Annotated in this window: 30 protein-coding genes; 14 read left to right on the top strand and 16 right to left on the bottom strand. The window is 26.7% G+C overall.

Annotated elements, in window-relative coordinates; genetic code table 11:
• The first annotated feature begins 129 nt into the window (after nucleotides 1-129).
• Complete coding sequence (locus GFJ41_RS13415; protein ID WP_170075573.1) at nucleotides 130-774, top strand: HAD family hydrolase; 645 nt, start codon at nucleotides 130-132, stop codon at nucleotides 772-774.
• Between the two features lie 183 nt (nucleotides 775-957).
• On the opposite strand, the gene GFJ41_RS13420 is transcribed toward GFJ41_RS13415, so the two are convergent.
• Together GFJ41_RS13420 and GFJ41_RS13425 are read right to left on the bottom strand one after the other, a co-directional pair.
• Nucleotides 958-1,380 (bottom strand): VOC family protein, encoded by a 423-nt coding sequence (locus GFJ41_RS13420; RefSeq protein WP_170075574.1) that lies wholly within the window; start codon nucleotides 1,378-1,380, stop codon nucleotides 958-960.
• Nucleotides 1,381-1,539: 159 nt separating this feature from the next.
• Nucleotides 1,540-2,004 (bottom strand): GNAT family N-acetyltransferase, encoded by a 465-nt coding sequence (locus GFJ41_RS13425; protein WP_170075575.1) that lies wholly within the window; start codon nucleotides 2,002-2,004, stop codon nucleotides 1,540-1,542.
• 184 nt (nucleotides 2,005-2,188) lie between these two features.
• Between GFJ41_RS13425 and GFJ41_RS13430 the strand changes: the two genes are divergently transcribed.
• Nucleotides 2,189-2,575 (top strand): hypothetical protein, encoded by a 387-nt coding sequence (locus GFJ41_RS13430; RefSeq protein WP_035117251.1) that lies wholly within the window; start codon nucleotides 2,189-2,191, stop codon nucleotides 2,573-2,575.
• A gap of 257 nt (nucleotides 2,576-2,832) precedes the next feature.
• Here GFJ41_RS13430 and GFJ41_RS13435 read toward each other — a convergent pair whose 3' ends face one another.
• Together GFJ41_RS13435 and GFJ41_RS13440 are read right to left on the bottom strand one after the other, a co-directional pair.
• A complete protein-coding gene (locus GFJ41_RS13435) occupies nucleotides 2,833-3,033 on the bottom strand; it encodes a cold-shock protein (RefSeq protein WP_035117250.1) in 201 nt (66 codons plus the stop codon).
• A 124-nt stretch (nucleotides 3,034-3,157) separates the two neighbouring features.
• Entirely contained in the window at nucleotides 3,158-3,328 is a 171-nt protein-coding gene (locus GFJ41_RS13440) for a hypothetical protein (RefSeq protein WP_170075576.1), read from the bottom strand.
• Between the two features lie 229 nt (nucleotides 3,329-3,557).
• On the opposite strand from GFJ41_RS13440, the gene zupT reads away from it, so the two are divergent.
• Nucleotides 3,558-4,379, top strand: coding sequence for a zinc transporter ZupT (gene zupT, locus GFJ41_RS13445; protein WP_170075577.1), 822 nt, complete (start codon nucleotides 3,558-3,560; stop codon nucleotides 4,377-4,379).
• Between the two features lie 81 nt (nucleotides 4,380-4,460).
• Here the strand turns inward: zupT and abc-f are convergent, their stop codons facing one another.
• From abc-f to GFJ41_RS13470, 5 genes are all read right to left on the bottom strand, one after another.
• On the bottom strand, nucleotides 4,461-6,026 hold the full coding sequence (gene abc-f / locus GFJ41_RS13450) for a ribosomal protection-like ABC-F family protein (protein ID WP_170075578.1): 1,566 nt from the start codon (nucleotides 6,024-6,026) through the stop codon (nucleotides 4,461-4,463).
• 500 nt (nucleotides 6,027-6,526) lie between these two features.
• Entirely contained in the window at nucleotides 6,527-6,898 is a 372-nt protein-coding gene (locus GFJ41_RS13455; protein ID WP_170075579.1) for a hypothetical protein, read from the bottom strand.
• A 58-nt stretch (nucleotides 6,899-6,956) separates the two neighbouring features.
• Nucleotides 6,957-7,127 (bottom strand): hypothetical protein, encoded by a 171-nt coding sequence (locus GFJ41_RS13460; RefSeq protein ID WP_170075580.1) that lies wholly within the window; start codon nucleotides 7,125-7,127, stop codon nucleotides 6,957-6,959.
• A 307-nt stretch (nucleotides 7,128-7,434) separates the two neighbouring features.
• The gene (locus tag GFJ41_RS13465; RefSeq protein WP_170075581.1) at nucleotides 7,435-7,686 is read right to left on the bottom strand and encodes a hypothetical protein; all 252 of its coding nucleotides are present in this window, start codon (nucleotides 7,684-7,686) and stop codon (nucleotides 7,435-7,437) included.
• 171 nt (nucleotides 7,687-7,857) lie between these two features.
• Nucleotides 7,858-8,169, bottom strand: a complete 312-nt coding sequence (locus tag GFJ41_RS13470) for a hypothetical protein (protein ID WP_170075582.1) — start codon at nucleotides 8,167-8,169, stop codon at nucleotides 7,858-7,860.
• A 239-nt stretch (nucleotides 8,170-8,408) separates the two neighbouring features.
• Here GFJ41_RS13470 and GFJ41_RS13475 point away from each other — a divergent pair, with 239 nt between their 5' ends.
• Nucleotides 8,409-8,771: a DUF3796 domain-containing protein gene (locus tag GFJ41_RS13475; protein WP_170075583.1), complete on the top strand. Its 363-nt coding sequence runs from the start codon at nucleotides 8,409-8,411 to the stop codon at nucleotides 8,769-8,771.
• A 5-nt stretch (nucleotides 8,772-8,776) separates the two neighbouring features.
• Nucleotides 8,777-8,980 (top strand): helix-turn-helix transcriptional regulator, encoded by a 204-nt coding sequence (locus GFJ41_RS13480; protein WP_170075584.1) that lies wholly within the window; start codon nucleotides 8,777-8,779, stop codon nucleotides 8,978-8,980.
• 324 nt (nucleotides 8,981-9,304) lie between these two features.
• Here GFJ41_RS13480 and GFJ41_RS13485 read toward each other — a convergent pair whose 3' ends face one another.
• On the bottom strand, nucleotides 9,305-9,868 hold the full coding sequence (locus tag GFJ41_RS13485; protein ID WP_170075585.1) for a flavodoxin family protein: 564 nt from the start codon (nucleotides 9,866-9,868) through the stop codon (nucleotides 9,305-9,307).
• 20 nt (nucleotides 9,869-9,888) lie between these two features.
• On the bottom strand, nucleotides 9,889-10,314 hold the full coding sequence (locus GFJ41_RS13490) for a MarR family winged helix-turn-helix transcriptional regulator (RefSeq protein WP_170075586.1): 426 nt from the start codon (nucleotides 10,312-10,314) through the stop codon (nucleotides 9,889-9,891).
• Between the two features lie 196 nt (nucleotides 10,315-10,510).
• Between GFJ41_RS13490 and GFJ41_RS13495 the strand changes: the two genes are divergently transcribed.
• Together GFJ41_RS13495 and GFJ41_RS13500 are read left to right on the top strand one after the other, a co-directional pair.
• Complete coding sequence (locus GFJ41_RS13495; RefSeq protein ID WP_170075587.1) at nucleotides 10,511-11,104, top strand: DJ-1/PfpI family protein; 594 nt, start codon at nucleotides 10,511-10,513, stop codon at nucleotides 11,102-11,104.
• Nucleotides 11,105-11,140: 36 nt separating this feature from the next.
• Nucleotides 11,141-11,578 carry a GNAT family N-acetyltransferase gene (locus GFJ41_RS13500; RefSeq protein ID WP_170075588.1) on the top strand — a complete coding sequence of 146 codons (438 nt, stop codon included), beginning with the start codon at nucleotides 11,141-11,143 and terminating at the stop codon, nucleotides 11,576-11,578.
• Nucleotides 11,579-11,674: 96 nt separating this feature from the next.
• On the opposite strand, the gene GFJ41_RS13505 is transcribed toward GFJ41_RS13500, so the two are convergent.
• From GFJ41_RS13505 to GFJ41_RS13520, 4 genes are all read right to left on the bottom strand, one after another.
• Complete coding sequence (locus GFJ41_RS13505; protein WP_170075589.1) at nucleotides 11,675-11,998, bottom strand: DUF3784 domain-containing protein; 324 nt, start codon at nucleotides 11,996-11,998, stop codon at nucleotides 11,675-11,677.
• A gap of 126 nt (nucleotides 11,999-12,124) precedes the next feature.
• On the bottom strand, nucleotides 12,125-12,280 hold the full coding sequence (locus tag GFJ41_RS13510; protein WP_021430935.1) for a YvrJ family protein: 156 nt from the start codon (nucleotides 12,278-12,280) through the stop codon (nucleotides 12,125-12,127).
• A gap of 77 nt (nucleotides 12,281-12,357) precedes the next feature.
• Complete coding sequence (locus GFJ41_RS13515; RefSeq protein ID WP_021430641.1) at nucleotides 12,358-12,591, bottom strand: DUF2922 domain-containing protein; 234 nt, start codon at nucleotides 12,589-12,591, stop codon at nucleotides 12,358-12,360.
• Between the two features lie 94 nt (nucleotides 12,592-12,685).
• The gene (locus GFJ41_RS13520; RefSeq protein ID WP_206001558.1) at nucleotides 12,686-12,934 is read right to left on the bottom strand and encodes a DUF1659 domain-containing protein; all 249 of its coding nucleotides are present in this window, start codon (nucleotides 12,932-12,934) and stop codon (nucleotides 12,686-12,688) included.
• Nucleotides 12,935-13,110: 176 nt separating this feature from the next.
• Here GFJ41_RS13520 and GFJ41_RS13525 point away from each other — a divergent pair, with 176 nt between their 5' ends.
• From GFJ41_RS13525 to GFJ41_RS13545, 5 genes are all read left to right on the top strand, one after another.
• Nucleotides 13,111-13,458: a hypothetical protein gene (locus GFJ41_RS13525; protein WP_170075590.1), complete on the top strand. Its 348-nt coding sequence runs from the start codon at nucleotides 13,111-13,113 to the stop codon at nucleotides 13,456-13,458.
• A 101-nt stretch (nucleotides 13,459-13,559) separates the two neighbouring features.
• Nucleotides 13,560-14,063, top strand: coding sequence for a GNAT family N-acetyltransferase (locus GFJ41_RS13530; protein WP_170075591.1), 504 nt, complete (start codon nucleotides 13,560-13,562; stop codon nucleotides 14,061-14,063).
• Between the two features lie 212 nt (nucleotides 14,064-14,275).
• Entirely contained in the window at nucleotides 14,276-14,794 is a 519-nt protein-coding gene (locus tag GFJ41_RS13535) for an NUDIX hydrolase (protein ID WP_170075592.1), read from the top strand.
• Nucleotides 14,795-14,995: 201 nt separating this feature from the next.
• Nucleotides 14,996-15,313 carry a hypothetical protein gene (locus tag GFJ41_RS13540; protein ID WP_170075593.1) on the top strand — a complete coding sequence of 106 codons (318 nt, stop codon included), beginning with the start codon at nucleotides 14,996-14,998 and terminating at the stop codon, nucleotides 15,311-15,313.
• Nucleotides 15,314-15,981: 668 nt separating this feature from the next.
• Complete coding sequence (locus GFJ41_RS13545; protein WP_170075594.1) at nucleotides 15,982-16,452, top strand: GNAT family N-acetyltransferase; 471 nt, start codon at nucleotides 15,982-15,984, stop codon at nucleotides 16,450-16,452.
• Between the two features lie 138 nt (nucleotides 16,453-16,590).
• Here GFJ41_RS13545 and GFJ41_RS13550 read toward each other — a convergent pair whose 3' ends face one another.
• Entirely contained in the window at nucleotides 16,591-16,776 is a 186-nt protein-coding gene (locus GFJ41_RS13550; protein WP_500048751.1) for a hypothetical protein, read from the bottom strand.
• Between the two features lie 420 nt (nucleotides 16,777-17,196).
• On the opposite strand from GFJ41_RS13550, the gene GFJ41_RS13555 reads away from it, so the two are divergent.
• Nucleotides 17,197-18,333, top strand: coding sequence for a replication initiation protein (locus GFJ41_RS13555; RefSeq protein WP_170075595.1), 1,137 nt, complete (start codon nucleotides 17,197-17,199; stop codon nucleotides 18,331-18,333).
• Between the two features lie 787 nt (nucleotides 18,334-19,120).
• Nucleotides 19,121-20,269, top strand: a complete 1,149-nt coding sequence (locus GFJ41_RS13560; RefSeq protein WP_170075596.1) for a replication initiation protein — start codon at nucleotides 19,121-19,123, stop codon at nucleotides 20,267-20,269.
• Nucleotides 20,270-20,274: the final 5 nt, after the last annotated feature.

The raw sequence follows: 20,274 nt of genomic DNA on the forward strand, positions 1-20,274 counted from the left end.
TTTGATTACCATTTAAAATCTACATTTTTCATGTTCTAAATTATATTTCTATATCAATATATAAGGTTATGGTATAGTTATCTTAATAAAGTAGTTTAAAAAATAACAATTTCCAGGGGGATAATCAATATGAATTTAAAACATTATATATTTGATTTAGATGGAACATTAATTGATACAGAAAATGCTATATTAAAAACATGGAAAGATACATTAAAAGAATATGGTTATGAGCACACATTAGAGGAAATACGAGTAGTTTTAGGGGTTACAACAGATATAGGTCTTAAAAAATTGAATGCTACCGTTGATGAAAATTATATATGTAAATGGCAAGTAAATTACGAAAAGTATTGTTCTGATGCAGACTTTTTTGATGGTGCAAAGGAAATGCTTGAATTTTTAAAAGAAAATAATTGTTCTTTAGGAGCTGTATCATCAAGAAGTAAAAATGAGTATGATAAGTACTTTAGAAAGTTTAATTTAGAAGAATTTTTTACAACTATTATTTTAGAAGATGATACAGAAAATCATAAGCCATACCCAGATCCACTGTTTAAATATATGGAATTAACAGGAGCAGATAAAGATTCATGTATTTATATTGGTGATATGACAACTGATATTCAATGTGCAAATAATGCAGGTGTTATATCAGGGTTGGTAGCTTGGAATAACTCAGGAGTTTCTTGTTCAGATGCAAAAATGAGCTTTAGTGATCCAAAAGAAGTTTGTGACTTAGTAAATGCTGCAGTTTGTAGTTCTTCATACTAAAAACAAAAAAATATTCATTAAAAACTTATTATAAATATCAATAATAAAATGACCTTAAAACCCAAATAAATGGGTTCTAAGGTCATTATCTTTATGTATTATACATAACCTAATTCTTAAATTTAAATTTAATTACTAGTTTCATATATGCTGTATATTTATCCGTACAAAAACATGCTTATTCTACTTTACTCTTTTAAACATAGGATGATTTTCTCTAAATTGAAGTAAATCCCATAAGTTTCCGTATAAATCTTTAAATACTGCTACAGTTCCATAGTCTTGCTCTTGTGGCTCTCTAACAAACTCTATACCTTTTGCTACCATGTCATTATAGTCTCTCCAAAGGTCATCTGTACCAAGGAATAAGAATACTCTTCCACCTGTTTGATTTCCTATAAAAGACATTTGTTCCTCTTTCGATGCTTTTGCAAGCAATATTGCAGTTCCGTTTGAACCAGGTGGCGAAACTACAACCCAGCGCTTATCTTGTTCTGGTTGGTATGTATCCTCTATTAAATTAAACTTAAGTTTCTTAGTGTAAAAGTCAATAGCCTCATCATAATCATTAACAACTAAAGAAATATGTACTATAGATTGTATCATTATTTATCACCTCTATATAATTTTGTTTATTAATACTATCATAGCATGATTAAAAAGTTCAATAGTTTATAGATGTATTTAAAATCTAGCTAATTCCTAAAAAGCATTTAAAGATAGGCGTTTAAACAACCTTGAAGTCCATTTTTTTAATAGTTAAACTTATTTTAATTTATTAAGTGTTGCTTCATATATACGTGATTCCTCACCCCATGGATGATACCCAATACCTATGTAGTTGAAGTCATAACGTTCATAATATCCTATATGATCAGTACATAAATATAATTTATCAAAACCACCCTCTTTTGAATCCTTCTTTGCCTTCTCAAGTAGTAGCTTACCGTAAGAGTTCCCACGGTATTTTTCTTCAATATATAATGCACAAACCCAAGGATATAAGTCCATCCTACTGATAAAATCATTGGTAATTAAACCTGCACACCCAACAATTTCATCATCGTTATAAAGAAGATACCACTGCGGAAGTGGCCCCTTTGCTGTTATACAGTTATTTATACAGTCTTCATATACTTTTAGACTGTCTTCACTTGCCCACTTTTCTTGAAAGTATTTTATTACAGCCGAAGCATATTCTGGCTGCTTTTTAACAGATATAATATTCATTTTTTCCCCCTATTCATCTCTATTCTTTAATTCATTTCTTCCAAAAATCTCTATTTACAAATCTATTAAATAATATACTTATTAATTCAATTATATATTACTTAATTGAAATTAACTATATTTGTACTTTTTATATATTATTGGTATTATTTATATTGAATATATAAATAGGGAGATTTTGTAAATGAGTAAAAATAAAGCTGAAATAAGAGAAGAACTTAACGATGCAAAAATTCAATTAAAAGAGGGGATTGAACAAGTAAATAAAGATTATAAAATGAATGTTCAAGAAAGCAAAAGAAAAGTAAAAGAAAAGAAAGATAGAGAAAGAGAAGAATATGCAAAAACTAAAAAAGTAAATTATTTTAGTGATACTGCTTGGGAAACTATGAGTTCTAAAAAATTAAAGATAATTAATATATTATTAAAATGTCTTGGTGTAGTTTTTCTTTTATTTGGGCTAATACTTTTATTTAGTGCAGGAGAAATGTCAGGTATTCTAATTTTAGCAATTGGTTTATATTTTTTATGGTTTAACCCTAGAAATTTTTCTGATCCGTCTAAAAAGTAATACGAAGCGCTACTTAGGTCCTACATTAATTTTTTATCAATAATATAAAAGTAATATAAATGCAAAGATAGACTTTATTATATAATGCTCCATTTCGTAAGAGTAGCTTGTCTAAACCGTAATACCAAAAGCCTATAAAATCCATTTATATGAAGTTTATAGACTTTAATAATATTTATACTAGCTAGATTATATCTTATTGTAATTTTGCATAAAAAAAAGACACACGATGTGTCTTTTTTCCGAACATATATATATTATAATATAGTTACATTCTCTGCTTGAGGACCTCTAGCACCTTCAACTACATTAAAGTTTACTTTTTGACCTTCTTCTAATGATTTGAATCCATCAGTTTGTATAGCTGAGAAATGTACGAATACGTCTTCTCCACCTTCTACTGATATAAAACCAAATCCTTTTTCATTGTTAAACCATTTTACTGTTCCATTCATCATTAAAAAACTCCTATGAACCTATTTCTAGGTCTCTTTAATTTATTTGTGTATTGCTACAAATATTATTATAGCACAGATTAATAATAATAGATAGCTTTTTATTAATAATACTATTTTTTGGTTCTTAATCTTTATTTAATTTATCTTTTAATTTGGATTCAAGTTCTATAATTTCATTAAAAGTACTCTTTATCTCATTGATTAGTGGATTATTTCGATTATCATATACCTTTTTTAAAATTACCTCTTTCTCCGCCATCTTGAACATATCATTACCATACATTTTTTTATACATAGATATTTTATCATCAATGATCTCAGACTGTTCACTTAACTCTTTAGCTAATTTACCTAAAACATAAAAATAATAAATAGTTTCTTAGATGGTAAAACAGATTGTTAATCAAATAGAGTTTTATTTTACATACTGAAATTTTTAATATACTTTATAGTATTATCATGCTATAATTTTATAAATGATAATAATTATCATTTATAAATCATTTTCAATCTAAGGAGGGCTTATGGATAACGTTGGATTTGCTTTTTTACTTACATTAATTGCAGGATTATCAACTGGAATCGGAAGTTTCATTGCCTTTTTTTCTAAGAATACTAATAAAAAATTCTTGTCTTGTAGCCTAGGTTTTTCAGCAGGGGTTATGATATATGTTTCAATGATTGAAATATTTGTTAAGGCTAAAGACTCTTTATCATTATCATTTGGAGATAAAATGGGAACTGGCGCTACCATACTAGGTTTCTTTGGAGGGATTTTAGTTATAGCCTTAATAGATAAATTTATACCAAAGGATACTAACCCTCATGAAGTAAGAGATGTTGAAGAATTAGATCAAATCTCTTCAAATAGTTTAAATACACCAAAAGCTAAAATGAAATTAATGAGAACTGGAATTTTTACAGCATTAGCAATAGCTATTCATAATTTCCCTGAAGGTCTAGCAACTTTTATTGCTGCACTTCAAGATTCAACTATAGCTATACCCATAGTTGTTGCAATAGCTATCCATAATATTCCCGAAGGAATTTCTGTATCTGTTCCAATTTATTATGCAACGGATAGTAGAAAAAAAGCCTTTTTATATTCATTTATTTCTGGATTAGCAGAACCTGTAGGAGCATTAGTTGGTTATATTGTTTTAATGCCAATTATGAATAACACCGTATTCGGTATATTATTTGCATCTGTTGCAGGCATAATGGTATTTATTTCTATTGATGAATTATTACCTTTAGCCAAAGAATATGATGACGGACATTATTCTATCTATGGTTTAGTTTTTGGAATGCTAGTTATGGCGATAAGTTTATTTTTATTTATGTAAAAATTTTAAAATAAAATGGTGTAACAAATTATAAAACAATTTAAAATTGAATTTGTTACACCATTTGTTTAATTTTTTTTATTATTCAAGTTCAAGTACTTTAGTTGAAATTCTTTCCCCAAAGAACTCATCATGTTCTACAAATAACATAGTAGGCTGAACTGATAAAATCAAATCCTCTATTTGCATACGACTTATAACATCAATAAAGTTTAAAGGTTCATCCCAAATGTAAAAACTAGCACGATCACAAAGACTCTTAGCAATCAAAAGCTTTTTCTTTTGGCCTTCGCTCCAAGTGCTTACATCTTTTTCAAACTGAATACTTTCAAATCCCATTTTATAAAGATTTGATTTTAAATGATTTAAATCTACACTATACTTTCTTGCTAGTTCATCAACATTTCCTTCAAGATAAGATGTATCTTGAGAAACATATGAAATGTTTTTGCACTTATAAATATCACCATCATAAGAAATATCTTCACCAAGAATTAGTTTTATAAGACTTGATTTGCCAGATCCATTACTACCTTTTAACCAAACTCTATCTCCTGGCTTTATTTTTAGATTAACATCTTTAAACAATACTTTATCATCATATCTAATACTTAAATTGTTTAGTGTCAATATTTTCTCTTCCATATCTTCACTAGTTTTTAATATGAGATCATCATAATTCTCTAAGTTTTTAAGTAGCTTAGATTTTTCTTCAATAGCATTATTTTGTCTTTTCTCAATAGATTTAGCCCTTTTCATTATCTTAGCAGCCTTATGCCCAATAAATCCTCTGTCAGTGGGTCCATTTCCAATCTTTGATGCTTCTGTTTTATCTGACCAACTAGCTTTTTGCTTTGCTGCCTCTTGAAGTCTTTTAATATCTTTTTTAAGTTTTTCATTTTCAAGCTTTTCAAACTCATCTTGTCTATCCTTGTTAAGTTGCCAAGTTGAGAAGTTACCTCTTTGAACTTCTATATTTGCCTTGTTTATAGACAACACGTGATCAACTATCTTATCTAAAAAGGATCTATCGTGAGAAATTAATATAAACCCAGATTTTGATGCTAGATAATTTGATATGACCTCTCTGCCTTCTATGTCTAAATGATTTGTTGGTTCATCAATTAATAAAAAGTGGTTTTTCCTTAAAAACAAGCCAACAAGAAGTAACTTTGTTTGTTCTCCAAAGCTTAAAGTAGAGAAGTTTCTTTGAAGTATTTCAACTTCTAATTTCATCTTTCTTATTTCTTTTTCTATTAACTCATTTATTATATATCCATCATTTTCAATGTATTTTTCTAAAATATCTCCATACTGATCTAACTTTTCTTCGTCATTTACATACTCATTCATTAATTCCTCCCAAGTTGTAAATGGAGCTATTGTGTTTCTAATTACTTCAAGAGAAGTTCTATCTTTATTTTCTATATGAAATGGAAAGTACTCAAAGTCTACGGGAGAAGATATAGTCCCTGAGTATTTAAATTTCTTCATAAATAGATTTAAAAGCGTGGTTTTACCCCTTCCATTCCTTCCTATAAGTCCTATTTTCCAATTTGTATCTATAGAAAAAGATGCATTCTTGAAAATATCATCTACGTGTGTATCGTAACTAAAAGTCAAATTGACTACGTTTATTTGTGCCATATATATTCCTCCTTGCGAAAGTTTTTTGCATAAAAAAACTTCCTTAAATTTAAAGTAAATTACACTTAAATTAAGAAAGATTGATTTTAAATATGAAACACAAATCATTTTATTGAAACTATATAAATATAAGTTATATAGCTGAAAGTTAAAAAATAAGAACTATAATATAAATTTTTATTTTAATACTCTCATAAAACAATTTCATAAAGAAGTTTGATTTAAGGTTTCAATGAATTAATCTTATTCTTAATTTAAGACAGTTTATAAGCTCAAAAATAAAAGTATCTAAAAATACTTTTTAAGATTTATAAACTTTTTAAATAATTGAATAAAATTATCTGTTCATTATACCTAATCACCTCTTATATGTTTATTTATTAATATAATATGCCTATTTAAGTATGTTGTCCATAGTTTTTTATTTTATGCAGTAAAAAAGCCCTTTACATCCACTTATTTAGATTATATGGACTTTAAATTCTAACTATTACTTAAATTTATTTTGAAGTTTCTTTAGATTTAGTTTTTTTCTTTACTAAGATTTTTAAAAATAGTTGTAGTAATATACTTAATATAGTTATAAAAATTACAAAATCATTATGCCAAAATGGTTTAAAATACCCATCCCATCCATCACTTGGTATTATATTAGCTAATGAATATGATAATACAAATGATATGATGTTTCCTAAAAAAATAATAAATTTGTTATTATTAAATCTATTTATACATGATAAAAATATATAGGCTGAAATCATAAGTAAATATCCTAGCATTGATCTTTGTGTGTAATCCAAATACATTGATATAAATACAAATGGAGTCCCATATATAAGTAAAATTAAAATACTTATTATGTGTTTTTTCATTTATTAACCCCCTTATATAAAACTAATCCCTAACTTGAAATTTTAAGACTAGTATAAATTAATTACATTTGTTTTTTGAAGCAAATACAATTCTAATAAAAATAAATAGTGATATCAAACATAATGCAATTCTTGAATTGTTTTCAGAAGAAATGATTAAATATAAATCTACTAATATAAATCCTATTATACCTAACTTTAACTTAAGATTTTTAGAAATTTTTTTCATAAAGAAGCCTCCTTTAAAATTTAAATGTAATAACTTATATTAACATTTTAAATTTTAAAAAAGTATAAATTGGATTAATATGTATTTATTCTGGATTAAAATATATAGTAAAACCCCCTTAAAATACTATTCTCTAGATTCTAAGAGGGGGTATTTGTATTTGTTATACAGTTTTTAAATAAAATTGTTTAACAATTATAATAATAATTACAAGTACAATTTGTTTAACAATTAGTTATTATATTTGTAATTATATTTGTTTAGTTATCTATATATTTTTATTGCAATTACTATATTTATATACTAGCTACACTCTTACTTTCTTTCTACAACTTAAGTAAATTCCTAAAAGTAAAATTGTTGGAATGCTAGTAGAAATAAAAGCTGTTAATCCTATCTTAAATGTTGTTGCCTGAAGTAAACATACAAGTGAATTTAAAAAAGCTACCCCAGGTAAAATAAGCCCTGGTACTTTACTTTTTTTCTTGGATAGAAATTCTTGTAAATAATATATACACCCTATAATAAATAAAACCATTAGCAAAGAAACTATTACCATTTTATCCCCCCTATTGTTCTAACCTATTTTTACATTTAAATTGATTTTCGTATCGATATATATACAACTAAACCAATTATAGTTCTCATCTCTATTCGCCAATTTCATGATAAATGCCAAGTCCTCATTCTCAGTATGTTAATGTTGTTCATCAAATAAGTCTAAATTATATTAACTGTTTCTAGAAGATACTTTCTTCTTAACTAAAAAACTTATTATACCTAAAATATTATATGTTATTAATAATTCAATACAACTTCCCATATTAAACCATAAATTTATAAGAATAATAAATGCTATTGAAGATAAAAGAAATCCTATAATCAATTCATTTTTAAGATTAGAATACATTATTCCTTGTATGATAAATATAATTGGAAATAGTAAAAACAATCCAACTAATATGTTTTTATCAGCCCTCCCCCATAAAGTTATTGCAAGTATTAAAATACTTGGCAACATTATAGACAATATTTTTTTCATAATATCCCCCTTTCAAATTTAGTATGTTACGTTACACCCTATAACAATCTTAGGCTTTGACTATATTATATATAATATTAAAGTTTCTCTTGGAGTTCTATCTAAACATTTTAAAATAACTACATACCCACAACTGAGAATATTATAAGTCCGTTTTATTTTTAGTCATAATATAAAAACCTCTGTGATATATATGTAATATAAAGATATAAATATATCACGTTGATGGAGGGATATTTATGAAAAAATTAAACAAGTATTCAGTTTTATTTGCATTCTTCGGATTATTAGGCATAAAACACATAGATAGTGACCCCTTAGGTCTTTTATGGTTTATGTTCTTTGCACAACTTTCTCATATTTGGTGGAGTAAGCTAGGAGATTGTGAAGATGAAAGATTGATTGCTAATAAGCATAGAGCTGGAACTATAGCACTTTACACAGGATTTGTTATAGCGATCGTATCAAGTTATGCAATTAGACTATATACATCAGATTTATTATCACTTTATAAATTACAAATATTAATACTATCGCTTACTTTTGCAATATCAGTAAATTTATGGGGATTTTTAACTTATAAATTTGATACAGGAAATTAAGATTTATGGCAATCTTCATTAGTAATTTGAAAAAATATCGTCAATTTAATGAGTTAACTCAAGAAGAGTTGGCTAAGAGAGTTAATGTAAGAAGAGAAACTATAGCTCGTTTAGAAAATTCTAAGTATAATCCTTCACTTGAATTAGCTGTTAGGATTTCAAAAGAGTTAAATACTCCTATAGATGCGTTGTTCATATTTGAGTTTTAATTATAAGTAAATGTTAAATAAAATCTCTATATTTAAAATATATACTAAACCTAAAATGGTTAAACAAATTATATAACAAATCAAATTAGTATTTGTTATATAATTCGTTTAACCATTTGTTTGTCTATGTGTAATTCAGATGAAAACATATCCTAAATATCATTGGAATTTCAATAAAAAATAAACTACTAACATTACAATTTCAGTCTATCTTTTATATTTAAAATCAATTTAGGTGTCAATAAATATGTAACTAATCCTACTATAATTATTAACTCCACAGATATATTTTTAAAGTAACTAAAATACGTTATAGCAAAAAAACTATAAAGAAATTTTAACCCCAAGATTGTAAGCTTTCTTTAGAATTTTAGAATTATGTTTAGTTGAATCTTTTTCAAATGCTTTTGTAGCTATTATAGTCTTGTAGTGATTTAACCCCATTCCCTTTAAATGTTTTGCAGTATATCTAAAATACTTTTTAAATAAAAATGGAATTGGAGCTGCTTGAGTATAAACCATTATTAACTTTTTTTCACCAAATCTCGGCGTGTGCTTAGCCTTATTTATTTCTGTTAGAGAGTAAAGTCTATCTAAAAGTAACTTAGTTTGAGCTGACACTTGACATATATATACCGGAGAACCAATGATAACATATTCAGCACTTTTTATATCCTCATATACTTCTACCATATCATCTTTTAGAGCACAATTAGGAGTTTTTCTGCAATATAAGCACCCTTGACATCCTTTGATATTCATATCATTTAGGTAATACTTTTTTACCTCAGCTCCATTATCATTCACGCCTCTTATTATCTCATCAAGTATTGTATCTACATTACCTTTTTTTCTTGGACTCCCCATAAATACTACTACCTTTGTCATTTTATCTTCTCCTATTTAACTTATTTTTCTAGATTAAAATATATTTTTTCTAAATAATTTTCAAACCTTTTTATATCTTCTTCCTCAAATCCATCATAAAACTTGGCATTCATTTTAGTTATTACATCATTGAATATATGGATACTTTCATCTGCTTTTTTAGTATTAGAAATTAAAGTAATTCGCTTATCTTTTTCAGATGATCTCTTTAATATATAACCTTTATCTTCTAAACGATCTAGCATACTTGTTAAAGTTGATTTGCTAAGCGAAAGTTCTTTACATAAATCATTTATAGAAAGTTCGTTATATCTACTAATTACAAATAAAATTTTACCTTGAGCATGGTTAATATCTAAGTTTTTATGATCTTTCATTAATTTATTAAAAATTCTTCCAGATAAGAAGTTTACTTTATTTATTAAAAAACCGCCTTTATTATTCAATTTAAAACCTCCATGTGTAAATTATAATCACAATAGTACTATATAGGACTATTTATGATTAATCAATATAAAATTTTAATTTTTAAATTGAGATCCAGATATTTTAATTTTAATGTTATTTACTTTTAGTAGAATATTCTAGCTCAAAATATTAATATTAAAATATGCATGTTAAAAAATATAGGAGGTAATCGGTATGGAAGTAAATGTTTTACTATTTGATAAGTTCGAAACTCTAGATGCTTTTGGACCAGTAGAAGTACTATCCCAAATAAAAGATTTCAAGATAAATTATATCTCAAAAGATGGTGCAGTTGTACATAGTTACCAAGGGTTTAAAGTTATTACAGAAGACGTTAAATCTATAGATAAAAATGGAATACTCATTATTCCTGGAGGAATTGGTGTAAGAGATTTAGTTAATGATACAGATTTTTTAAATATGTTAAAACATTTAGCTGAAGATTCTCAGTTTTGCCTATCTATATGTACAGGTTCTGCGCTGCTAGCAAAATGTGGAGTTCTTAATAACATAAAAGCAACATCTAATAAAAAAGCCCTTGAATGGGTTAAACAAACAAATGAAAATGTAATTTGGATAGATAAAGCTAGATGGGTAGTGGATGGTAAATTTTATACCTCTTCAGGGGTATCCGCTGGAATGGATATGGCTTTAGGCTTTGTATCGGATCAATTTGGAAAAGATAAAGCATATGAGATTTCCGAGTTTATTGAATATATATGGAACGAAGATAAATCAAAAGATATTTTTTATAATTTGGGAAATTAATATATCTAAAAGGCTCTATTAAAGGGGATGATAACTATGTATAAAATAGTTGATATAAGTGGTAGCTTAAGTAATGATTCAAATCTAGAAATTCTTAAAGAAAGTGTATTTGAACCCACAAAAGAAAAGTTGATAAAAAGAGCAAATTACTATGAAGACACCAACGGAATAGTTTCATATGGATATGCTTATGACGATGTTATTTTAGGCTTAATAGTTTTAGATACTACAAATAAAGATGAAATTGTAATACTTGATATAACTATAAAAAAAGATCATCAAAAGCGTGGAATAGGCAAAGCTCTATTGAATTATGTACTTTTTGAACTTGAACCTAAGATTTTAATTGCTGAAACAGACGATGATGCAGTTGGATTTTATAAAAAGAATAAATTTGAAATAGTTAATTTAGGAGAAAAGTATTTAAATAATACTAGATATGAGTGTAAGTACTTTAATAAAACGACCCTTTGAAAATGTACTTAAACATACATAAAGACCGTATATTCCAAAATAGATTATACGGTCTTTACCTTTATTCTAATGTAATATAACTCATTGATACAGATTTTAAGCCTTGTTACATTTATAATTATCAAAATTGAAAGTAACAACAGTTTTTGCAACATATATAACCCAAATAGTAAATGCTATCCATAATATTGGTTTAGCAATAAATATATATCCTATTGCCCCAATCAGAAGTATTAATCCATATTTAAAAAGTATAATTCCGTAATCTTTGCTTAATTTAAATTCATCATATGAATCTCTTTGATCTTTAGAAATAAAATAATACCCTTGTATCAAAATTGATGCCCTATCCTTAAAAATAAAAAATATACTAGATAAAAAAAATAGTGCAAAAGACATAGCTAGTGCTGCATTTCCCAAATCAATTCACCCCCTTAGTTTAAGGATGTATACTTTTTTATAAAATTTCAACTAGTTTTAAAAAACTTATTAAAAATTTATAGAAAAAAAGAGTATCTTTTGAAGTCAATTCAATTGATACTCTTTTTATTTCTTATTATTCAATTCATATATATTACTACTTAATGAATTTATACTAGTACTCAAATTTTCAAGCTTACCTTCTATCCTAATTAACAAGTACATTGTAACGATAGCAGGGAACCCTAAATTTGACACTAGAGTCATTAAATCCAGTTCCATCGAGTTATTCCTCCAATTAAACTTTAAAATTGATTAGAACGCCCCTCATAAGTTCAAAGAGACGTTCCATGTGTTTACTATATAACTAAGTCATATCCAGTAGTTGCAGTTTGAACTACTTTTGCTTCTAAAGCTGTTTCAAGTTCTTCTCCGAATCTAGGCGCAAATACATTTTTAGCAACTATTTGTTCCATAGCCTCTTTTATTTCTGCTTCAGTTATATCTTCTTTAGGATCTGATACAAATAAGCTTACTTTTCTTCCAAGAGTTGTAGAGAAAACCATTAATAATCTAGTTTCTATATTTCTCATTTTTTAATCCCCTTTCTTATTTTATTTGAGCAACGGACAACGTCGTTGGCGACATGAAGTGCTTCTCAGACGTAGTCGCTCAAGCGATCGAATTTTAATTTGCTAGTGTTAATTCTGTGTTGTCTATTTTTACTACAGATAGTACGTCATGCTTTTGTAGACCGTTTAATATCTCAGCTACATTGTAAACATCAACAACTTTTGCATCGTGTTTAATGTTTGAAAAACTTCTAGTTTTAACTATTGTTCTTCCATTTTCACCTAAACCACAATCATATTTGATTCTTAAAGCTGACATTTGAGCAACTTCTGAAGCGTTTGGAGCTAATTTCATATCTGGCATTTTCATTCCTCCTTTTAAAAGTTAATTTAACTTAAGTGTAATTTAGACAAATGATTAAGTCCCAAAAGATATTTGAGAATTATATAGGCAAAAAAATTTTCCTGAAAAAAGTTTTTAAGTGCATTTATGCTTTATAATTTATTATCATAAATAAAACATAAACAAGGAGAAATCTAATGAATAAATATACTGACCAACAAATAGAAGATACTTTAAAAATTATAAAATCTACTATTAGTAACTGTGAAAAAATACAACCTAAATTCAAAGAAGGTTCGCCACAACTATCTCTTTCTAGAAATCGTATAAAAGCTTTATCTATTTCGCAGTGTTTAATTACAAATCAAAATAATGATTATACACAAGATGAACTTTTAAAAGCAGTAACTCAAATAACATCTATTATCAATAAAAGCAAAAAAGCTATGCTTAATGCCAAAGAAGGATCAGGAACATATACTCGTCTTAAAAAAATAATTGATGCAATGACAATTTCATTATCATATATTCAAGATGCGATGTAATAGAGGTATCAAAGAAAAGGGATTTGAAAGTGCTTATGTAATTAATAATTATCGTAGTTAATTTTTAATTACATAAGTCTACATAGTTAGGGGGATTTGTTTTGGATATATTAATTAGAAATATGATTGACTCAGATTCGTTAGAGTTTTATAAAGCTTTTAAATCTCAGGGATGGAACAAGCCTGTTTCATTATTTGATCAGCACTATAGTGAACAACAATCTGGAAAACGTAAAGTTTTTGTTGCTGCTTGTGATAATCAAGTATTAGGGTATGCAACCCTTCTTCAAAATGCTGAAAATGGTCCCTTCGCAAATAAAAATATTCCAATCATTTATGATTTCAATGTACTTGAAAAATATCAACGTAGAGGAGTTGGAACAGCTATACTTGAGTATATGGAAAATCAAGTTAAAGAATATTCTAATGAAATATGCTTAGGTGTTGGACTCCATTATGGATATGGTTCTGCTCAAAGATTGTACGTAAAGAGAGGGTATATTCCCGATGGAAGTGGTGTTTGGTACAATGATAAAGTTTTAGAACAATATTGTGATTGTAAAAATGATGATGATCTAAACCTGTATTTATCTAAGAAATTATAATTCTGAATTGAAATAAACGACTGTACATGAAATTAAAATTACATGTGCAGTTTTTTAATTTAACTTAATTAATTTAACTTAAGTTAAATTAACCAAAGAAAAGGAGTTTCAAAATGCATATATAATTTAAATATAAATGCCCATAAAAGATTTTTTGGACATTCTTTAAAACATATTTAGGTACAAGTGTATCTATTCTGAGAGGTGAACATATGGAAATCTGTGATTTATATGATAAAGACAGAATTAAAACTGGTGAAACAATGGTAAGGGGTAACCAATTTAAAGAAAACACTTATCATCTAGTAGTTCATGTATGTATTTTTAATTTAGAAGGCAAAATGCTAATTCAACAAAGGCAACCATTTAAAGATGGATGGCCAAACATGTGGGACATTACTGTTGGCGGTAGTGCTATATCAGGAGATACAAGCCAATTGGCAGCAGAACGTGAAGTTTATGAGGAGATTGGGTACAAGTTATCTTTAGATGGAATAAGGCCATCTCTTACAATAAACTTTGATAAAGGATTTGATGATATATATTTAATTCAAAAAGATATAGATATCTCAAAATTAAAACTACAGTATGAGGAAGTTCAATCAGTCAAATGGGTCTCAAAAGAAGAAATATTATCTATGATTGATGAAGAAATTTTCATACCTTATCACAAAAGTCTAATAGATCTACTATTCTTTATGAGAACGAGCAAAAACGCACATACTAGATAAGTTAAATTCTATATATAGATATATAATTTTGATATAATAATTATTCAGTTAAACATGTTTAGGAAAAGAAATTTAAGTCAATTATTTAATAAAACTAGAAAAGATCTTAGAGAATTTTAAATTAAATAAATTGAGATTATAAGAAAGTTTATGAATTAAAGTTAATTTTTTAGGTATTAATATTAAAAAAAGGGTGATTATATGGTAGTTAAAAATATAAGAATAGATTTAATCTATAAAAACATTAACAATATTGTGATGGTGCATGATAGTTTGGTAAACATACTGGATGTCGATAGCAGGATTTTATATGCCCTTATTTCAAATTTTGAAGATGGTATTGATACAAAATACATATATGAGCTTATGGAGCCTAAAGGATGGACAAGAGAGGTTTTAGATAATAATATAAATTTACTTTTAGATTTAAATTTTATAGAAGATGTCGGAGAGAATATAGATTTAAATAAAATCAAAACAGAATTTGAAAGTTTTAAAAAACAATTATTTAGGATTTGATATTAGACACATAAAAATATGTGTCTTTTTTTATGCTTATGAAAATTACTCTTACTAAAAAAATAATCAATTTGATTTTTTTTTAATTTAAATGTATTATTATAACCTAAATAAAATTTTAGATTTTTAACAAAATAGTAATAAAAAGAGCTCTTTAATCTATTTTTAGATTATGGAGCTCTTTTTATATACACTATGTTAATTAGCTAGTTAACAAACTCTTTATTAAAATTGAATTTTTATTGATTTTCACGTACTAATTTAACTTTAAACATTGTTACATAGCTAGTTAACAAAATATTTATCTATATAAAAATTAATTATTTTAAAACTCTAATTAAATATGTTTTTCTATAGTTCTTTCAATACAAAATTTATTGTTGATTTGCAACTTCTAACTCACTACTTACTAATGCAGCCCCTACAGCTAATATAAATGGAGCTATGATTAAACTTCCTAATAATATTGTCATGTGTAACTCCTCCTCTTGATCTGTTTTATTTGATAAACTCATTATACCTGGTTCATCTTAAAATAGCCTGACACTAAGCTTAAACATTTCTTACATTTTTGAGAGATGCTATTAAGTTTTAAAATTCATATCCAATATGGATTTTTGCTAATTGGTAGTATACAATTTATTGAAAATTACATTAGGGGGATTTCTATGAATTTAAATCCAGTTAAGTTTACTGAAGAATTAGCTAAAGAAATAACTACATGGAAATACGAAGGGGATTATAGTATATACAATTTGCCTTCATGGGATGAGATTATTAAAAAACAAATATCATTATGTAAAAAAGAGAAAAGAGAAAATTTCATTGGATATGCAGACAGTAAGAATAATCTTGTTGGATTTGTAAATTTACTAGATGAGGGAGAATCTGTATTCTTTGGTATAGGTGTTAAGCCAGAATATTGTGGGATTGGAATAGGCAAACAAATAGTTAGTATGGCTTTAGATGAATGTAAAAGAAGATATCCTAGTAAACCAATTGTATTAGAAGTTCGAAGTTGGAATAAAAGGGCTATTAAATGCTATGAATCTCAAGGTTTTAAAGTGATTGATAGAAAACATCAAGAAACTTATCTGGGTACAGGTGAATTTTTCATTATGGAGTATATAAAAAAATAAGATGGAATACTTATGCAGGAATGCCCTTAAAATCCATTTATTTGGATTCTAAGGGCATTTTATCTAAAATACATAATCTAGTTAGCTTATACAAAATAATCGCCTTTTAAACGTAATTTTTAATTATTTTGTATATATCTACTTTTTAATCGTATTTTTTGCTGAAACAACAAACGTATAAATAACAGTAAGAATTATCACTATAATTGCAGCTGTAAAAGTCCATTGTATTTTAAATATTTCTCCAAGTGCTACAAGTAAAAGAGCTATTGATAGCAATAAGTATGTCTTAGCAACAAGATGATATTCTTTTTTAGTTTTCATTTTGGCTCGATCTTCAGCATTTGAGATATAATACAGATTTGTTAATAATGGACCCTTTTGTTTAATGCTTATTTTACTCTATGCAAAAACAGAACAGAATAGAAAAGTGACCTTTACTAGTCTTTACTAGTATTTAAGAAAGTATTTAATAGTATTTATAGTATTTAGACATATACGTAAGTATTGGAATTGCTTAAGTTGAGGACTCTAAATATGACAAATGGGAAGCGAACTATGACATTTGGGAAGTTTAATATGACAAATAGGAAGTTCAACTATGACATTTGGGAAACTTAGTATGACAAATGGGAAGTTAATTATGACATTTAGGAAGTCTAACTATGACAATTTTAAAATAATTGTCATAGTTAAGTGATTATAGTATTATTTATAATATAATCAAAACATAAGAGGTGGAAAATGGATAGAGAAGAGCTAAGGAGTCATTTTGGAACGGATGAAGATATAAAAGTGTTAATGAAACACAATTCTTTGGTTAAAGCTAAGTACAACTTAACATTGGTTCAAAATAGAGTGTTTGAACTTTTATTATATAAATTTCAAAAGGAAAAAGACGGTATTTTAAGTTGTGAAATTCATAGGAATGAACTTAGAAATTTAATAGGCAAAGAGAAAGATAAAACTATAAAAGGAGTAAGTGATTTATTGGAATCACTTAGATTAAAGGAAATCTTAATTGCTGAAAAGATAAAAGATAAGGATAAATATAAATGGCATAGATTCGGGCTTATAAATGGTTCAACTTATGATGAAGATAGAGATACTTTTATAGTAAAGGCTACAGAAGAAATATATACTTTAATCCAAAATTATTATGACAAAAGGGAAGGCCACACACCGATTAATTTAATTGTTAAACTTGGAATGAATAATTACTATGCTCAAAGGTTGTATGATTTACTAAGGGTTTGGAGTGGAACTAAACAAGTTATAAACTATGAAGTATCGGAGTTAAAAGACCTTCTGCAAATAGATGAGAAATATAATTTATATGGAGATTTTAAGAGAAGGGTTATACTTCCTGCAATAAAAGAGCTTAATGAGACTGGATATTTTGAAATAGAGATAAAAGAAAACAAAGTAGGTAGAAAAGTTGAATCTATTGATTTTTACGTTAAAGATTTGGATAAGAGAAAATATTTCAATAAAGATGAAATTATAAAAGAAATTCCTAGTATCGTACTTGAAGACGTTACACTTACTTCTAGTGATGATGCGTGTGACACTACAGAAGATAGTCTTTTGAAAGAAAAACCTAAAAAACTTGATCACTTTGTTCCTGATGAAACTATATTTACTAAGGGGACTTTAAGAAGTTTTAAGAAAGATTTTAAAGATATTGATTTTAAGAATGAATATATGGAAAGAGCTTTCGATGATGCAGTTATGATAACACTTGATAGAGATGATGTTGAGACTATTAAAGCAACCTCATACAAATTTTTCAAAGGAACTTTGGATAATAAGATTGTTGAATATAAGCTAGAAGAAAAAGAGGATCTAGATCATAAGAGAGAAATGGATACATTTTGGTAGATGAATTAAATCTAATAGACAATTGTAGTTAAATGATTATATAAATATGAAAAGGCAGAGAAATCTGTCTTTTTTGTGTAATGCCCCACGTTTATGAGTGTATGTTTACGACATATATGAATTGAATTTTAAAAGCGACAAATTAGGGATTTGTTTTATTGAAATAGGACAAATATGAAATATAACTTGAACTGAGGTTAAGTAACGCAACAAAAATTCCTAAATTTTAATTAAATAAAGATATATTTATATTTTTTAAAAGCGACAAATTAGGGATTTATTTATTAATAAGACAAGTGGGAAGTTTAAAAATGAAAATGCAATAACAATTTGGTTATTTTGTAAAGTTATTATGTTTTATTATCAAATAACTTTAGTAGTAGGAAAAAATTAATACATTCCATCTGTATTTTTAAAAGCGACAAATCAGGGATTTATTTTTAATAGGATAGATTAGAACAGAAAAATGACCTTTACTAGTCTTTACTTAGTATTTAAAAAAGTATTTATAGTATTTAATAGTATTTAGGCATAGCTCAACCCATTGAAAACACTAGTGATAAGAAGTTAAAAAGCGACAAATTAGGGATTTATTACGACGTATTAGGGATTTAAAGCGACAAATCAGGGACATAACTACGACTTATTAGGGAGTAAAGACGACAAATCAGGGCTTAACTACGACTTATTAGGGAGTATAAAAACGACAAAATTAAAAATATTGACGCAGTTAAAACCATTTGTTACTCTATAACTAGAATTAGTTTAAAAAGGGGGGAGAGTAAACGTGAATCTGATAGAAGAATTAGAAAGCAATCGTATATTGATGAAAAACAATATGCTGGTGAAAGCTAGGTATAGCTTAAGTTTAATTGAAAATAGAGTATTTTTATCTATGTTGTATAAACTTCAAAAAAAATCAGATGGAGTGTTAACTTGCTCAATTAGTCACTCTGAATTTAAAGACATAATTAAATTCAAGCAAAAAAACACAGTTAAAGGGGTTTTAGAAGTATTAGAAGATCTAAGAAAGAAACCTATATACTTCAAGGAAGAAAAGAAAAATAAAAAAGGTAATTTATGGGGAGCATATGGATTTATAAATGGGTATGAGTATGACGACGAATTAGGGATATTCAATATTGAAGCCTCAGAGAAAATACATAACTTATTAAAAGAATACTTAAAAATGGGATATACACCTGTTAATGTGCAGATTTGGCTATCTCTAAATAATTCTTATGCTCAACGATTTTATGATTTATTAAGACTTTGGAGTGGGACAAAAGATACTATAAACTATAAATTGGATGAAATTAAAGAACTATTAATGCTAGAGGATAAATATAGTAAATACAATGATTTTAAGAGAAGAGTAATACTTCCAGCGATAAAAGAGCTTAATGAGACTGGATATTTTGAAATAGAGATAAAAGAAAATAAAGTAGGACGAAAAGTTGATTCTATTGATTTTTACATTAAAGATTTAGACAAGCGTAAGTACTTTACAAAGGATGAAATTATAAAAGAAATTCCTGGTATAGAGCTAGAAGAAGTTGCGATTACTTATGATGAAAATAGTTGTGAAAATAAAGAAGAAATCATCTTAAATGACAAGGTAATTATTGAGCCAGAAATTATATCTGATACAAAAGAGAATAAGATGGAGATTTTTATTCCAGATGAAAGTATATTTACTAAAGGGACTTTGAGAAGAGTTAAAATGGACTTTAAAGATATTGATTTTAAGAATAAATATATGGAAAAGGCATTTGAAGATGCAGTTATGATAACACTTGATAAAGATGATGTTGAAACTATTAAAGCAACTTCATATAAGTTTTTTAAAGGAACTTTAGACAATAAGATTGTTGAATATAAATTAGAAGAAAAAGAAGATATAAATCATAAAAGGGAAATGGATATGTTTTGGTAAAAAAA

The sequence above is a fragment of the Paraclostridium dentum genome, assembly GCF_012922555.1.
Classification (GTDB): Bacteria; Bacillota; Clostridia; order Peptostreptococcales; family Peptostreptococcaceae; genus Paraclostridium; species Paraclostridium dentum.

What these genes read in the sequence shown, in the direction of transcription:
- GFJ41_RS13415 (WP_170075573.1), top strand. Translation starts at nt 130, where the DNA reads ATGAATTTAAAACATTATATATTTGATTTAGATGGAACATTAATTGAT.
- GFJ41_RS13420 (WP_170075574.1), bottom strand. Translation starts at nt 1,380, where the DNA reads ATGATACAATCTATAGTACATATTTCTTTAGTTGTTAATGATTATGAT.
- GFJ41_RS13425 (WP_170075575.1), bottom strand. Translation starts at nt 2,004, where the DNA reads ATGAATATTATATCTGTTAAAAAGCAGCCAGAATATGCTTCGGCTGTA.
- GFJ41_RS13430 (WP_035117251.1), top strand. Translation starts at nt 2,189, where the DNA reads ATGAGTAAAAATAAAGCTGAAATAAGAGAAGAACTTAACGATGCAAAA.
- GFJ41_RS13435 (WP_035117250.1), bottom strand. Translation starts at nt 3,033, where the DNA reads ATGATGAATGGAACAGTAAAATGGTTTAACAATGAAAAAGGATTTGGT.
- GFJ41_RS13440 (WP_170075576.1), bottom strand. Translation starts at nt 3,328, where the DNA reads ATGTATAAAAAAATGTATGGTAATGATATGTTCAAGATGGCGGAGAAA.
- zupT (WP_170075577.1), top strand. Translation starts at nt 3,558, where the DNA reads ATGGATAACGTTGGATTTGCTTTTTTACTTACATTAATTGCAGGATTA.
- abc-f (WP_170075578.1), bottom strand. Translation starts at nt 6,026, where the DNA reads ATGGCACAAATAAACGTAGTCAATTTGACTTTTAGTTACGATACACAC.
- GFJ41_RS13455 (WP_170075579.1), bottom strand. Translation starts at nt 6,898, where the DNA reads ATGAAAAAACACATAATAAGTATTTTAATTTTACTTATATATGGGACT.
- GFJ41_RS13460 (WP_170075580.1), bottom strand. Translation starts at nt 7,127, where the DNA reads ATGAAAAAAATTTCTAAAAATCTTAAGTTAAAGTTAGGTATAATAGGA.
- GFJ41_RS13465 (WP_170075581.1), bottom strand. Translation starts at nt 7,686, where the DNA reads ATGGTAATAGTTTCTTTGCTAATGGTTTTATTTATTATAGGGTGTATA.
- GFJ41_RS13470 (WP_170075582.1), bottom strand. Translation starts at nt 8,169, where the DNA reads ATGAAAAAAATATTGTCTATAATGTTGCCAAGTATTTTAATACTTGCA.
- GFJ41_RS13475 (WP_170075583.1), top strand. Translation starts at nt 8,409, where the DNA reads ATGAAAAAATTAAACAAGTATTCAGTTTTATTTGCATTCTTCGGATTA.
- GFJ41_RS13480 (WP_170075584.1), top strand. Translation starts at nt 8,777, where the DNA reads ATGGCAATCTTCATTAGTAATTTGAAAAAATATCGTCAATTTAATGAG.
- GFJ41_RS13485 (WP_170075585.1), bottom strand. Translation starts at nt 9,868, where the DNA reads ATGACAAAGGTAGTAGTATTTATGGGGAGTCCAAGAAAAAAAGGTAAT.
- GFJ41_RS13495 (WP_170075587.1), top strand. Translation starts at nt 10,511, where the DNA reads ATGGAAGTAAATGTTTTACTATTTGATAAGTTCGAAACTCTAGATGCT.
- GFJ41_RS13500 (WP_170075588.1), top strand. Translation starts at nt 11,141, where the DNA reads ATGTATAAAATAGTTGATATAAGTGGTAGCTTAAGTAATGATTCAAAT.
- GFJ41_RS13510 (WP_021430935.1), bottom strand. Translation starts at nt 12,280, where the DNA reads ATGGAACTGGATTTAATGACTCTAGTGTCAAATTTAGGGTTCCCTGCT.
- GFJ41_RS13515 (WP_021430641.1), bottom strand. Translation starts at nt 12,591, where the DNA reads ATGAGAAATATAGAAACTAGATTATTAATGGTTTTCTCTACAACTCTT.
- GFJ41_RS13520 (WP_206001558.1), bottom strand. Translation starts at nt 12,934, where the DNA reads ATGCCAGATATGAAATTAGCTCCAAACGCTTCAGAAGTTGCTCAAATG.
- GFJ41_RS13525 (WP_170075590.1), top strand. Translation starts at nt 13,111, where the DNA reads ATGAATAAATATACTGACCAACAAATAGAAGATACTTTAAAAATTATA.
- GFJ41_RS13535 (WP_170075592.1), top strand. Translation starts at nt 14,276, where the DNA reads ATGGAAATCTGTGATTTATATGATAAAGACAGAATTAAAACTGGTGAA.
- GFJ41_RS13540 (WP_170075593.1), top strand. Translation starts at nt 14,996, where the DNA reads ATGGTAGTTAAAAATATAAGAATAGATTTAATCTATAAAAACATTAAC.
- GFJ41_RS13545 (WP_170075594.1), top strand. Translation starts at nt 15,982, where the DNA reads ATGAATTTAAATCCAGTTAAGTTTACTGAAGAATTAGCTAAAGAAATA.
- GFJ41_RS13550 (WP_500048751.1), bottom strand. Translation starts at nt 16,776, where the DNA reads ATGAAAACTAAAAAAGAATATCATCTTGTTGCTAAGACATACTTATTG.
- GFJ41_RS13555 (WP_170075595.1), top strand. Translation starts at nt 17,197, where the DNA reads ATGGATAGAGAAGAGCTAAGGAGTCATTTTGGAACGGATGAAGATATA.